Source organism: Microbispora sp. H11081 (assembly GCF_012999535.1).
Classification (GTDB): Bacteria; Actinomycetota; Actinomycetes; order Streptosporangiales; family Streptosporangiaceae; genus Microbispora.
Genome location: NZ_JABBWV010000010.1, coordinates 1 through 12,128, shown reverse-complemented (window position 1 = coordinate 12,128; position 12,128 = coordinate 1). Strand labels below are relative to the sequence as shown.

Below are 12,128 nucleotides of genomic sequence, written 5' to 3'. Positions count from 1 at the left end.
CCAGAGATTGATCTATCGAGATGACGACGAATCCAGAACCCGCCCCGGCTACCGCCTTCACGCCTCAGCGTCCTCAGGATGTTCTGGCGGCCGACCGTGTCGCGGCCGTCGTGCGTGGCAGCAGTGTCGCCGACCCGGCCGGTCTCGCCGCCGCGCTCGCGGCCGAGGGCGTGCGGTGCGTGGAGTTCACGTTCACGATCCCGGGGGTGCTCGACGTGATCGCCTCCGCCGCCTCCGCCGAGGGGGCCGTCGTGGGGGCCGGCACGGTGCTCACCGCGGACGACGCCCGGGCGGCGATCGACGCGGGCGCCCGCTTCATCGTCTCCCCTGGTCTCGCCCTCGACGTGGTCGAGCCCTGCCATACGGCAGGCGTTCCGTTCTTCCTCGGGGCTCTGACCCCGACGGAGGTCATGACCGCCGTGCGGGCGGGATCGGCAGCGGTCAAGCTGTTCCCCGGAGGGCTCGGCGGCCCTCGTTACCTGAAGGACCTGCGGGGCCCCTTCCCCGAGGTGGGTTTCGTGCCCTCAGGCGGCATCACGCCGGACACGGCCCCCGAGTTCCTGGCCGCGGGGGCGCTCGCCGTCTTCGCCGGCTCCGATCTGGTCCCGCGCTCGGCGGTCGAGACGGGCGACCTCACGGCCGTGGTCAAGCGTGCGGAAGCCTACCGCGCCGCGCTTCGCGCCTCCGGCCATCTCACCAGCCGATAAACGGCCGCACAGGTTGTTGATAGGCAAGAGCCTGACCTATAGGGTCATCATTACATCATTATAAGTTGGAGGTCTTCGCCGTGCAGGGCACCGAAGCGACCACGCATGTAGCAACCACCGAGGAAACGGCCGACGAGCGCAAGCACCGCCTCATTGAGGACTCCGTGCGCTACGTGTGGCGGCATGGCGTCTCGGCCGACAGCACCCGCCGCGCACAGGGCCCGATCGCGGTCCGGGCGAGAGGGGTGCAGGTCGAGGACATCGACGGCAACGTCTACCTCGACGCGCTTGCCGGCGGCTCCGCCGCGGCGACGCTCGGACACGGCCGCGAGGACGTCGCGGACGCGGTCGCGTCGCAGATCAGGACCATGCAGTGGGTGTCCCTGCGCACCTTCATCAACGAGCCCTCGATCGAGCTCGCCAAGCGCATCGCGGAGGTGGCGCCGGGCGACCTGACCACCTCGTTCTTCGTCTGCGACGGTTCCGAGGCCGTCGAGAGCGCCACCCAGCTCGTCAAGTCCTACCACCGCCAGCGTGGCAACCCGAGCAAGACGAAGTTCCTCTACCGCAAGACGGGCTACCACGGCACCACGCTGGTCGGCGCCAGCGCGAGCAGCAGCTCGGAGTTCCGCACATGGTTCGCGCCGCTGGCGCCGGGCTTCGTCGAGCTCGACGCCTGCTACACCTACCGCCGTCCCGCCGGCATGACCGAGGAGGAGTACGGCGAGGCGTGCGCCCAGGCGATCGAGGACGAGATCCTCCGCCAGGGACCCGAGACGGTCGCCGGGATCCTCGCCGAGGCCATCCCCGCGGCCCTCGTCCTCACCCCGCCGCCGAACTACCTGCGCCGGCTGCGTGAGATCTGCGACAAGTACGACATCCTGTGGATCGACGACGAGGTCTTCATCGGTGTCGGCCGCACGGGGGCCTACTTCGGCTCCGAGCACTACGGCGTCGTCCCGGACGTCATCACGGTCTCCAAGGGCATCACCGGCGGTTACATCCCGCTTGGCGCGGCGATCGCGTCGCAGCGGGTCATGGACGTCCTCATCGGGGACGGCGGAGCCGGGCAGGCCAAGGTCTCGGGCCACACCTACTCCGCGCATCCGGTCGCGTGCGCCGCGGGGCTCGCCGTACTCGACGCGATCCGCGACGAGAAGCTCATCGAGAACGTGCGCGACCAGGGCGAGTGGCTGCTCGCGCAGCTCCGGGCGTGGGGGGAGACCAACCCGCACGTCGGCGACGTGCGCGGCAAGGGCTTCCTGATCGGCATCGAGCTGGTGCGGGACAAGGAGACGCGCGAGCCCTTCCCGGCCGAGTGGGGAGTCGGCGGCAAAGTCTCGAATGCCGGCATGCGCAACTACTTCATGTGCCGCGCCACCGGCGACGTCGTGACGCTGTTCCCCGCGCTGGTCGCGACCCACGACGACGTGCGGGCCATGTTCGACGGCGTCACCAAGGCGATCGAGGAGGTCATCGGTGAGCTCTCCGAGTGACATCCCGGTCCTTGCGCTGGATCAGCTGCGGGCCACGATAGTCCGGGAGCACATGACTCTGGACCAGGCGATCGAGACGCAGTACGCCCTGGTGGACGCCATCCATGCGGTCATGGGATCGGACGTCTACTTCACGGAAGATTACGGCCAGGTCCGCGAGCTCGCCACCGTCGGCTTCGGCGGCGGCGGGCGGCCCCGAGCGACCGCCCGCGTCGAGCGCGCCCTGGCCGGCTTCTTCGGGACCGAGGACGCCGTGCTCGTGCACGGCGCGGGCACCGGCTCGATCCGGGCGATGCTCAACGCGTCGCTCCGGCCGGGCGACAACGTCGTCCTGCACTCCGCGCACCCGTACAAGACCACGTTGCCGGCCATGAACCACATGGGGCTGAGCCTCCACCAAGTCGACTTCAACGACCTCGACGCGGTGCGCAAGACCGTGGCCGACGTCGAGCCGGAGGGCCTCTACATCCAGCACGTCCCGCAGGGGCTGGGTGACAACCATGAGATCACCGACATCATCGACGTGGCGCGCTCCCTGTTGGGCGACCGCGTCAAGGTGATCGTCGACGACAACTACGCCGTCATGCGGTCGCGCCGGATCGGCGTGCAGCTCGGTGCGGACGCCAGTGCGTTCTCCTTGTTCAAGCTGCTCTCACCGGTGCAGATCGGGTGCGTGCTCGGCGACGAGGAGCTCATCTCCGGCATCCGGCGGGACCTGTCGTCGGCGGGCTGTCAGGTGCAGGGACCGGCCGCGATGCAGGCTCTGCGGATGCTGGTCTTCGCCCCGGTGGCGCTCGCCGTACAGAACGCGGCGGTGATCGAGACGACGGAGCGGATCAACGAGCTGGTGTCCGCCGGGCGGCTCCCGTATGTCCGCGGGGCCGTGGCGGCGCAACCGGGGATCCGGTGCAGCGTCCTGGTGTTCGACGAGCCGGTGGCGGAGGCGTTCGTCCGCTCGGCGTGGCGGAACGGATCCCCGAGCCAGTCCGTCGGTGAGGAGGCGCAGCCGGAGGTGCTTCCCCTCTTCACCTACCTCACGAGCACCTTCCTCAAGGGCATGCCCGGGCTGGAGAAGTACGCGATCCGCATCAACCCCATGCGGGGAGGGGCATCGACGATCCTTCGGGTTATTGAGGCCAGCCTGGCGGACGCGGAGTTCCAGAAGGACGTCCAGGCCCTGCGGAGCTGACCCCCCCACTCCTACTCGAAGAGACAGGAAGAGCCTGATGCTTCAACCGTTCACGCGTGTCCTCGACCTCGCGACCGGGGACATCGCGCCCGACAACCGCCTAGTGCGGCGGCGGCTGTCCGACATGAGGGGCGCCTACGCCGAGGACTGCGAGGGCGCGCAGATGGTCTACGAGGTCTTCAACATCGACGTCCCAGAGACCAACTCCGAGCTGCAGACCTGCACGACCCGCCTCTACAACGGCAAGGTCGGCAACGAGTACTTCATGACGAAGGGACACTTCCACGAGGTGCGCGACCGGTCGGAGGTGTATCTCACGACCTCCGGCTATGGCCGCCTCGTGATGGCCACCGAGGACGGACAGTACGCCGTCGAGGAGATGCGCCCCGGCTCGATGAACTACATCCCCGGTGGATGGTCGCACCGCAGCGTCAACGTGGGAGACGAGCCGCTCGTCTTCTTCGCCGCCTACATCGGCGACTCGGGGCACGACTACGGATCCATCGAGGAGCGGGGCTTCCCCGTCCTGGTCGTCGAGGGCCCGTCCGGACCCGAAGTGGTCCCGAACCCGCGGTACCAGAGCTCATGACGACCATCGCGGTCACGCCCCGCGGTTTCCGGCAGACGGCGGGACGGCACCAAGCCCTGCTGGCGGAGCACGGGCTGACCCCTCGCTATCCCGCGGTCGACCGGCCGCTCACCGGCGACGAACTCGCCGAGCTGGTCACCGGCTGCAGCGCGGCGATCGTGGGGCTCGACGAAGTCGGACCGGCCGTGCTCGCCACCGACACGCTCCGCGCCGTTGTGCGCTTCGGCAGCGGTGTGGACAACGTGGACCTCGACGCCGCGCGACGGCACGGTGTCCTCGTCGCGAGGACGCCGGGCGCCAACGCGGTATCTGTGGCGGAGCTCACGATAGCCCTGATCTTCGCCGTCGCCCGCCGGGTGACCTCGCTCGACCGTTCCGTACGGCACGGATCGTGGCGGCGGGTTCCCGGCTTCGAGCTCGCGGGGCGCCGGCTCGGCATCGTCGGACTCGGTGTGGTCGGTCGTGAGGTCGCCAGCCGGGCGGCGGCTCTCGGCCTGGAGGTCGTGGCCTTCGACCCGGTCGCATCGGAGGCACAGGTCCCGCTCGTGGAGTTCGACGAGCTGCTGACCACGTCCGACATCATCTCGATCCACTGCCCGCTGACCGACAGCACGGCCGATATGTTCGGAGAGGCGGCGCTTCGGGCGATGCGGCCGGGCAGCGTGCTCGTCAACACGGCCCGTGGCGGGATCGTCGACGAGGCGGCGCTCGCCGCCGTCCTCCGCGAAGGGCACCTGTCGGGAGCCGCGCTCGACTGCTTCGCCCGCGAGCCGCTCAGCGACAGCGAGCTCATCGGGCTCGACAACATCATCCTCACGCCGCACTGCGCCGGGACGACCCAGGAGGCCGTCGAGCGGGCCGGGGTCACGGCCGTACAGGAGGTGCTCCGCGCGCTCGCCGGGGAGCCCCTGCATCATCGGGTCGCCTGACCGCTTCTCTCCCTGAGCCTCAGCGGCTAGTGGTCGACCTAGTTATCATCACGTTATTATTTTTGACGAGCGAGGACCAATGGTACGGATGGATCCCGGCGCCCTGATGCGCGCCGAGATGGCCGAGCAGCCCGATCGTGTCGCCGCCGCACTCGACGGTGTGTGGACGGCGCGGGACTATCTGGGCGAGGCGGTTCGCGACGCCAGGTCGGTCGTGCTGCTGGGCCGGGGATCGTCGCGGTCTGCCGCCACCTACGGGGTGCACGCGATCCGCACGTTCACGGGGAAGCCGGCCTTCCAGCTCTCCCCGGCCGAGCTGGGCTGGGGCAATCCGGGTGTGGACCTGTCCGGTGCACTGGTGATCGCCATCTCCCAGTCAGGGGAGAGCCGCGAGGTGCTGGCCGCGGCGCAGCGCGCGACCGATCAGGGGGCACGGCTGCTCGTCATCACCAACTCTCCCGAGTCGGCGCTGGCGCGGCTGGCGCGCGACAGGCAGAGCGTGCTCGACTGCTGCGCGGGCGGTGAGCGCGCCGTTCCGGCCACCAAGAGCTTCACCACGACGCTAGCCTGCCTGCTCGGGCTCGCGCTTGCCGGATCCCCCGAACGTCTCCACCAGGCGCGCCGCCGGCTCCCTGGGCTGATGCGGGCCGTGCTGGACGATCCCGAGGCCAGGTTCGACCTCGCGGGACTGAGCGGGTTCGTCCTCGTGGGGGAGTGCTTCGCTGAGTCCGTGGCCGAAGAGGGCGCCATCAAGATCCGGGAGACGCTGCGGACGCTCGTGGCATCCCTTGAGGCGAGTGAGTTCCTGCACGGGAGCGTCAACGCGGTGTCGGCCGGCAACGGGGTCATCGCGGTCGGCGCCGACCCCCTCGGGCGTCACCTGGCCGAGCAGGTGGTTACCGAGGCCGGCCTGCGCGGGGCGAAGACCGTGTATGTCGGGCCTTCCGGCGACTCGCCCGCCGACCAGCGAGTTACGCTCCCCGAGGGACTGCCCGAGTGGGTGCCGTTCCTGGCGATCCTGCCCATCCAGCGCGCGGCCCACGACGCCGCCCTCGCCCTCGGGCTCGACCCGGACACCCCGGCCGGGCTCAACAAGATCACGCGTATCGGCGAGCTGCGGGCGGCCGACCTCGCCTAGTCCCTTTGTGTCCGAACGCCTCGCCGAAACCGACCCAGGCGCCGCGCTGGTGGCCGGACTGCCGCGACGACAGCCGCCAAGCGACCTGCGTGAGGCGATCCTCCATGTCCTCGTCGAGACGGAGACCCACGCCGGCCACCTCGACGCGGTACGCGAACTGATCGACGGCAAGCAGTTCCTCGTCCTGGACTGATCGGTCCCGGGAGGGTCTTATCGAGTGCGGCCGAGCAGCAGTTCTGTCCACAGCGGGCGCATCCGCGCGTACCGCAAGCGCTCGGTCTCGTGGCGTCGGGTCTCGCGCATCCACCGGATAGCGACGTGGCCGGGCTGCTCGGGGGCCACGTGCAGCCCCGGGCAGCTGTCAGGGGGCCGAGGCAAGGGCGGCCAGGCTCTCCTGCTCGGCGATGACCCGGCACAGTTCGGTCAGGTCGTCACCGTCGACAGTCCGGGCAGCGCCCGCGTCCTCGGCCGCCGCGGGGAAGGGCCGTTCGCGGGTCGCCCACAGTCGTCCGCGATCGCTCGTCATCACCCGCCAGCCCTCGGCCGGCGTGGTGTTGTTCCGGTCTGTCCCAGCTCGGACCTCGACTCCTGACAACGGTCTGCCAGGTGCCGGCAGTCTCATCCCATGCCCAGCGGGGCCGGCGTGCGCGGTGAACGCCGCGCACACCACGGGCCAGGACACGCCGTGATCGCGCGCGGACTGCACGATCGTCGCTCCACCGTCACCGACCGCTGCCCCGGCCGCCTTGCGTAATCGCACGGTCAGCCGGGCCCGGGCCGGGACCTGCGCCACCTGTTCGGTGAACGTCCCCCGCGGACACGCCGGCTCATCGCAGTACCAGCGGCGCTTGCGCCAGCGCAGGTCACAACGGCGGCCCGCGACCGGCAGGTCACGCGGCCGGGTGGTCACCCACTCCTTGACCCGGGCCGCCAGCACCCCGCACTCGGGGCAGGCCCGGGCGCCCTCGTCGGCGGTGACCACATGCACGATCGGCCCCTGCCCGCCCTCATCCCCGTCCTGACCTGCTGCGACGACGTCGACGACGGCCAGGCCCTCCAGGCCCAGCCTGTGGGCTCATATCCTGCGGGACCAGCTCCAGGTCTCCGAGGAGGAGTTCTGGGAGTGTGTCCGAGACGGGGTCGTTCCCAACAGAGGAGGCCCTCAGACACCGCCGGAGGCGCTTCCCGCAGATCTCGTGCACCTCCTCATTCACCGGGCAGGGCTTACCGATGCCGAGGTCGCGGGGATGTCGAAGGACCAGGCTCTCGCCCGTCTCCAGCGCTACTGGACCGAAGGCGCATAGCCCTCAGCCGGTGACGGCGCGAAGGGAGCCGGGGCGGCGGCCGTCGAGGCGGTCGAGCCTGGAGGCGGTGACGTCGTCCGCGGGGAGATAGGCGATCAGGGACTGGCTGTCGTCGCCGGACAGGTCGAGGGTCTCGTAGGCCAGCCGTAGCTCGCCCACGTCCGGGTGCGTCAGCCGTTCGAGGCCGGTGCGCCGCGACGGGCCGGGCGGGGTCGTCAGCCGTTCGGCGAAGGGAGCGCCGACGGCGAGGGTCAGTTCGTTCACGAGGTGCTCGACGTGCGGGTCCTCGCGGCCGACGCCCAATCTCAGGGCGGCGAGCCGCTCGTCGGCGACGCGGTCCCACTCGGGATAGGCGGCTCTGGCCCGGGGATCGGCGAAGACGTATCGCACCAGGTTGGGCGGCCGGCGGTCCAGCAACCCGATAGGGCCGGTGAGCCGTTCGTAGCCGCCGGTGTGGGCGAGCACGTCACCGAGCCGGTTGACCACCACCGCGGGGGCGGGCTCGAACCGGTCGAGCAGCGCCAGGACGGTGGGCCGTACGGACTGCGCAGGCGGTCCCTGGCACGGGCCGACGAGCCGGCCGGCGCCGTCGGCCGCCTTGAAATGGTGGAGCAGATGGAGGCGGTCGTCGGCGGACAGGCGCAGCGCGTCGGCGAGGGCGGCGAGCACGGGCACCGAGGGGTGACGATCACGCCCCTGTTCGAGCCGGGTGAGGTATTCGACGCTGATCCCGGCGAGCGTGGCCAGCTCGGAACGGCGAAGGCCGGGGGTGCGGCGCCGCCCGCCGCCGGGCAGACCGACCTCAGCGGGGGTGACGGCCTCGCGGCGGGCCCGGAGGAACGCGCCCAGACTGGTGTCGCTCACGCTTCGCAGGCTACCGAGTGGCCCCGCCTCCGATCGTGGCCCTGTGGGGGCCAGTCTCGGCCCGGCCTCCCTCCGGCGGTCGCTTCCGCCGGATCCTTGGCCCTGCTCGAGTTTTCGCTGTCGTTCGTGAGGAGCGTCGAAATGGATCTGGGACTCACCGGCCGTACGGTCATCGTGACGGGAGCCTCCGGCGGCATCGGCCGCGAGATCGCCCGCGGGTTCGCCGCCGAAGGGGCCGACGTGGTGCTCACCTGTCACCGCTCCCAGGCGAGCGCGGAACGGCTCGCCAAGGAGATCGGCGGACGCTCGCTCGTCGCGCCGTACGCGCTGGACGACGAGGAGTCGGCCCGTATTTTGGTCGAGACCGTGCTGAGGTGGTCCGGCCGGATCGACGTGCTGGTCAACAACGCCGTGCACTGGGGCGCCGCCGAGCCGGAGCCGGATCTCCCCTTCGAGGCCGCGCCCGACGAGAGTTGGCGGAAGATGATCCGGGCCAACGTCGAGGGAACGCTGGCCCTCAGCCGAGCGGTCGTCCCGACCATGCGGCAGCGCGGGTGGGGCCGGATGGTGCACATCTCGTCGAGCGTCGCGGTCGACGGCATGCCCGGCGGGGAGTACTACGGCGCGGCCAAGGCGGCATTGCACGGTTTCAGCAGGTCCGCCGCGTTCGGGCTCGGGAAGGACGGAGACATCCTGTCCAACGTGGTCATGCCCGGCCTCACCAGGACAGAGACGAACGTCGAACTGGTCGAGCAGATGGGCGGGCACTACAGCGCGCTGGCGCCGATCGGCCGCCTGCTCGACGCCGCCGAGGTCGCGAGCGCCGTCGTCTATCTGGGCTCGGCCGCCAACACCGGCATCACCGGGCAGGCGATCAAGGTGACGGGCGGGGCCTGAGCGCCTGTGCGCGGTGTCTCGTGGTGATGACCCGCCGCGAGCCCGCGAGATCCGCCGGCCGGTCAGGTGCCGGACGGCCCGCGGGCCCGGCTGGCGAGGTGGACCTATCGGCGCATCAGCTTGAAGGCGTGCGCGCCCTCCGCGCCGATGTCGGCGTCCAGCGTCTTGTCGTCGAGGGCGGGCGCCACCCCCGGGTCGACGAAGACCCGGGTGTCCGCCTGCTCGATCACCTGGTCGCCGGCCTGCGGCGCGCTCACCAGGGACAGTTCGAGCGAGGTCTCCTCGCCGGGCTTCGGCGCCAGCCGCAGGCCCGCCTGGTCGGGGATGTTCTCACCGACCGTCAGATCGCGAATCGCCATGACGGCGTTGTCGGTCAGCGTCAGCATGGAAATGCTCCTTCACCTGTGGGGATACGGATTTTCCGGACGCCCGGGGGGACCGCGGGCATCGCCTGTGGGTCGGGCGGGCTCGCCGGCGAGTGGGAAACCCGGCCGCCCTGACCTCGTAACGCCGTACCCCCGATCCGGGCGGGAAACCACCTTCAGCTGCCGATCGTGCGGCTGGCGGGCCATCCGGGGCGGTGGGCTGGGGCAATCGCGCGGGTCTGCCCCGGTTTCGCGGGAGCCTGCCGGACGAGTGTCCTCATCGGGCCCGACCGAGCAGCACGGTCAGCCACAACCGGCGCGCCCGCGCGTCCGGGAGGCGTTCGGTCTCCCGTACCTCCGGTCTGTCGCCGCTCCGGTCCGTCCGGCGGACGAACAGCAGCCCGCCGGACGCGCAGAGTTCGTACGCCAGGGGCGAGCAGTGGTCACAGGTGTGCGCCACGACCCGAGCCCGGACCGTGCGCCTGGTCTCCCTCATCCACCGGACCGCGACGCACCCCGCCTGCTCCGGAGGCACATGCAGCCCCGGGCAACTGTCAGGGGGCCGAGGCAAGGGCGGCCAGGCTCTCCTGCTCGGCGATGACCTGGCACAGTTCGGTCAGGTCGTCGCCGTCGACAGTCCGGGCGGCGCCCGCGTCCTCGGCCGCCGCCGGGAAGGGCCTTTCGCGGGTCGCCCACAGTCGTCCGCGATCACTCGTCATCACCCGCCAGCCCTCGGCCGGTGTGGTGCTGTTCCGGTCTGTCACAGCTCGGACCTCGATTCCTGATCAGGGTCCTGTGCCGGACCCGCTCGGTTCTACCTGCTATGACAGCGCTGCGTAACCTTCCCGGCACAGGTGCGGATGAGGGAAACTGAGGGCGGCCAAGGATCACCCCCGGATCCGAGCAGAGGTGCAGGCGATGAGCGACGACCTACCCGCATGGGCCGCACGGCTGCGCGCCGAGCGGCGAAACAGGTTGTGGAGCCAGCGAGAGATGGCCCGCCGCCTGGTCGAGGCCGCCGACGAGGACATCCGTCCGCGCCTGCCCTCCAGGGAGACCATGATCCGCCGCATCAAAGCGTACGAGGCCGGGCAGAACCGCCCAGGCGACCCCTACCGCGTCCTGTACGCCCGAGCCTTCGGGCTTGGCGAAGCGGAACTGTTCGGGGAGGCTGGAGGTAGCGGCACCCGGCAAGCTGCAGACGGTCTCGGTGTGTACCGGCAGCGCGATGACATCCTGGACATGAGCCGGACCGGCGCCGTCAATCATCCTCATCAGGCCCCCGTAGCCCCGGAGCTCGTCATGTACTTCCTCGAACAGCTTCCCGGTCATTACAAGGCGGACATGTGGCTCGGTCCTCGCCACCTCATCCCTACCGTTGCCACCCAAGCGGAGCTCATCAAGGAACTCGTCCAAGCCGCGGATGTGCCCGTACGTCGCGGTCTCCTGGGTGCCGGCGTCGCGTACGCGGCACTGCTGGGTTGGCTGTATCAGGACGCCGGTGACGTCGCGCGCTCCCGAGCCTGGCGGGCGGTCGCACTCGACATGGCCCACCGCTCGCAGGACCCGCAGCTCATCAGCTACGCCCTCACGAACAAGGCCATGCTCGCGATCGATCTCGATACCGGGCACATGGTCGTTGACTATGCGGAGGCGGCATTGGCCGACGAGAGCAAGCTATGCCCGAAAGTACGGGTGCTCGCTCTGGTCCATAAGGCACTCGGACACTCGATGCTGCCCGAGAAGAACAAGGATCTCGTCGACCGACTCTTGGATCAGGCGGCCGTACTCGTGGACCGTGTTGACGACGAGTACTCCTGGGGCAACGCCTGCCGTCGAACTCTCCGGTACATCGACGTCCAGAGAGCGACCGCCTACCTACGCCTGGGCGCCTATCGAGAGGCTGCCGCCCTGTGGGACAGCATTCTCGGCGTAGCACCGGGATCGGCGCGTCGCGACAACGGGGTGTTCTGGGCGCGTCAGGCCGCCGCTCTGGCCGCCGTTCCTGAGCCGGAACGTGTCGTCGGGATCGCGTCTGTCGCTGCCTCCGCCGTCAAAGTCACCGGATCGGTGAGGCTACGCAAGGAGCTTAAAACCATTCCGCGCTACGCGACCGCCTGGGCCGGCACTGCCTCTGGCCGCGATCTGGCCGATATCGTCCGCCAGTACGGCTGAACTTATCGCTGTGGAGGCTGCAGTTGACCCCTGAGTCGCTGTCCGAAGAGGAGATCGCCGCCCACCTGCGCGAGCTACCTGGCTGGGAACGCCAGGGCGAGAGCATCGCTCGAACGTTCAAGCACACGTATCACGAGTGCGTCCACCTGGCGATGTACGTCGCGGCCAAGGCCCGGGAAGTCGGCCACCACCCCGACATCCACATCACCTGGCAGCAAATCCGCTTCGTCATCACTACGCACGACGCTGGCAACCGCCTTACCGGCAAGGACTTCGAACTCGCCCGCCACATCGACACGATCGCCGCTGGCCATGGTGCCAAATCAGGCCAGATGTCACCCCCGTGACCGGGACTGTACGGTCTTCGGTGTAACTCCTGATCAAGGAGAACGCACTCGATGACTACTGTGATCCAGGCATCGGAAGCGACGAATGACCTGGAGGACGCCGCGGTGGCGCGTAAGAAGCCGCAGGC

15 protein-coding genes are annotated in these 12,128 nt (G+C 69.9%); 10 read left to right on the top strand and 5 right to left on the bottom strand.

The features are described from left to right. The first annotated feature begins 20 nt into the window (after positions 1 to 20). From HHX31_RS23195 to HHX31_RS34585, 7 genes are all read left to right on the top strand, one after another. Positions 21 to 707: a bifunctional 4-hydroxy-2-oxoglutarate aldolase/2-dehydro-3-deoxy-phosphogluconate aldolase gene (locus HHX31_RS23195; RefSeq protein ID WP_169950458.1), complete on the top strand. Its 687-nt coding sequence runs from the start codon at positions 21 to 23 to the stop codon at positions 705 to 707. 65 nt (positions 708 to 772) lie between these two features. Beyond that, on the top strand, positions 773 to 2,203 hold the full coding sequence (locus tag HHX31_RS23190) for an aspartate aminotransferase family protein (protein ID WP_169950457.1): 1,431 nt from the start codon (positions 773 to 775) through the stop codon (positions 2,201 to 2,203). After that, entirely contained in the window at positions 2,187 to 3,392 is a 1,206-nt protein-coding gene (locus HHX31_RS23185) for an aminotransferase class V-fold PLP-dependent enzyme (protein ID WP_169950456.1), read from the top strand. Before HHX31_RS23190 ends, HHX31_RS23185 begins: the two co-directional genes overlap by 17 nt. Before the next feature lie 37 nt (positions 3,393 to 3,429). Further along, positions 3,430 to 3,981, top strand: a complete 552-nt coding sequence (locus tag HHX31_RS23180; RefSeq protein ID WP_169950455.1) for a glucose-6-phosphate isomerase family protein — start codon at positions 3,430 to 3,432, stop codon at positions 3,979 to 3,981. Beyond that, a complete protein-coding gene (locus HHX31_RS23175; protein ID WP_169950454.1) occupies positions 3,978 to 4,910 on the top strand; it encodes a phosphoglycerate dehydrogenase in 933 nt (310 codons plus the stop codon). Before HHX31_RS23180 ends, HHX31_RS23175 begins: the two co-directional genes overlap by 4 nt. 88 nt (positions 4,911 to 4,998) lie before the next feature. After that, positions 4,999 to 6,048 (top strand): SIS domain-containing protein, encoded by a 1,050-nt coding sequence (locus HHX31_RS34590; RefSeq protein WP_249346344.1) that lies wholly within the window; start codon positions 4,999 to 5,001, stop codon positions 6,046 to 6,048. A gap of 7 nt (positions 6,049 to 6,055) precedes the next feature. Further along, on the top strand, positions 6,056 to 6,241 hold the full coding sequence (locus HHX31_RS34585) for a DUF664 domain-containing protein (RefSeq protein ID WP_311932176.1): 186 nt from the start codon (positions 6,056 to 6,058) through the stop codon (positions 6,239 to 6,241). Positions 6,242 to 6,409: 168 nt separating this feature from the next. Here the strand turns inward: HHX31_RS34585 and HHX31_RS23165 are convergent, their stop codons facing one another. Continuing rightward, entirely contained in the window at positions 6,410 to 7,036 is a 627-nt protein-coding gene (locus tag HHX31_RS23165; RefSeq protein WP_169950452.1) for a transposase family protein, read from the bottom strand. Positions 7,037 to 7,355: 319 nt separating this feature from the next. After that, a complete protein-coding gene (locus HHX31_RS23160; RefSeq protein ID WP_169950451.1) occupies positions 7,356 to 8,216 on the bottom strand; it encodes a helix-turn-helix domain-containing protein in 861 nt (286 codons plus the stop codon). Between the two features lie 141 nt (positions 8,217 to 8,357). On the opposite strand from HHX31_RS23160, the gene HHX31_RS23155 reads away from it, so the two are divergent. Beyond that, on the top strand, positions 8,358 to 9,113 hold the full coding sequence (locus HHX31_RS23155) for an SDR family NAD(P)-dependent oxidoreductase (RefSeq protein WP_169950450.1): 756 nt from the start codon (positions 8,358 to 8,360) through the stop codon (positions 9,111 to 9,113). 104 nt (positions 9,114 to 9,217) lie between these two features. Here HHX31_RS23155 and HHX31_RS23150 read toward each other — a convergent pair whose 3' ends face one another. The 3 genes from HHX31_RS23150 to HHX31_RS23140 all read right to left on the bottom strand — a co-directional run bounded on the left by HHX31_RS23150 (position 9,218) and on the right by HHX31_RS23140 (position 10,242). Next, entirely contained in the window at positions 9,218 to 9,499 is a 282-nt protein-coding gene (locus tag HHX31_RS23150; RefSeq protein WP_169950449.1) for an iron-sulfur cluster assembly accessory protein, read from the bottom strand. A gap of 256 nt (positions 9,500 to 9,755) precedes the next feature. Next, positions 9,756 to 9,974, bottom strand: a complete 219-nt coding sequence (locus tag HHX31_RS23145) for a hypothetical protein (RefSeq protein ID WP_249346342.1) — start codon at positions 9,972 to 9,974, stop codon at positions 9,756 to 9,758. Between the two features lie 58 nt (positions 9,975 to 10,032). Next, complete coding sequence (locus HHX31_RS23140; RefSeq protein WP_169950445.1) at positions 10,033 to 10,242, bottom strand: hypothetical protein; 210 nt, start codon at positions 10,240 to 10,242, stop codon at positions 10,033 to 10,035. A 154-nt stretch (positions 10,243 to 10,396) separates the two neighbouring features. On the opposite strand from HHX31_RS23140, the gene HHX31_RS23135 reads away from it, so the two are divergent. After that, complete coding sequence (locus HHX31_RS23135; RefSeq protein ID WP_169950447.1) at positions 10,397 to 11,653, top strand: helix-turn-helix domain-containing protein; 1,257 nt, start codon at positions 10,397 to 10,399, stop codon at positions 11,651 to 11,653. Between the two features lie 23 nt (positions 11,654 to 11,676). After that, positions 11,677 to 12,000, top strand: coding sequence for a 4a-hydroxytetrahydrobiopterin dehydratase (locus tag HHX31_RS23130; RefSeq protein WP_169950446.1), 324 nt, complete (start codon positions 11,677 to 11,679; stop codon positions 11,998 to 12,000). Positions 12,001 to 12,128: the final 128 nt, after the last annotated feature.

Bases quoted from the DNA above. Each gene is read 5' to 3' on its own strand.
- HHX31_RS34590 (WP_249346344.1), top strand. From the start codon at position 4,999: ATGGATCCCGGCGCCCTGATGCGCGCCGAGATGGCCGAGCAGCCCGAT.
- HHX31_RS23150 (WP_169950449.1), bottom strand. From the start codon at position 9,499: ATGCTGACGCTGACCGACAACGCCGTCATGGCGATTCGCGATCTGACG.
- HHX31_RS23195 (WP_169950458.1), top strand. From the start codon at position 21: ATGACGACGAATCCAGAACCCGCCCCGGCTACCGCCTTCACGCCTCAG.
- HHX31_RS23155 (WP_169950450.1), top strand. From the start codon at position 8,358: ATGGATCTGGGACTCACCGGCCGTACGGTCATCGTGACGGGAGCCTCC.
- HHX31_RS23175 (WP_169950454.1), top strand. From the start codon at position 3,978: ATGACGACCATCGCGGTCACGCCCCGCGGTTTCCGGCAGACGGCGGGA.
- HHX31_RS23135 (WP_169950447.1), top strand. From the start codon at position 10,397: ATGAGCGACGACCTACCCGCATGGGCCGCACGGCTGCGCGCCGAGCGG.
- HHX31_RS23145 (WP_249346342.1), bottom strand. From the start codon at position 9,974: ATGAGGGAGACCAGGCGCACGGTCCGGGCTCGGGTCGTGGCGCACACC.
- HHX31_RS23180 (WP_169950455.1), top strand. From the start codon at position 3,430: ATGCTTCAACCGTTCACGCGTGTCCTCGACCTCGCGACCGGGGACATC.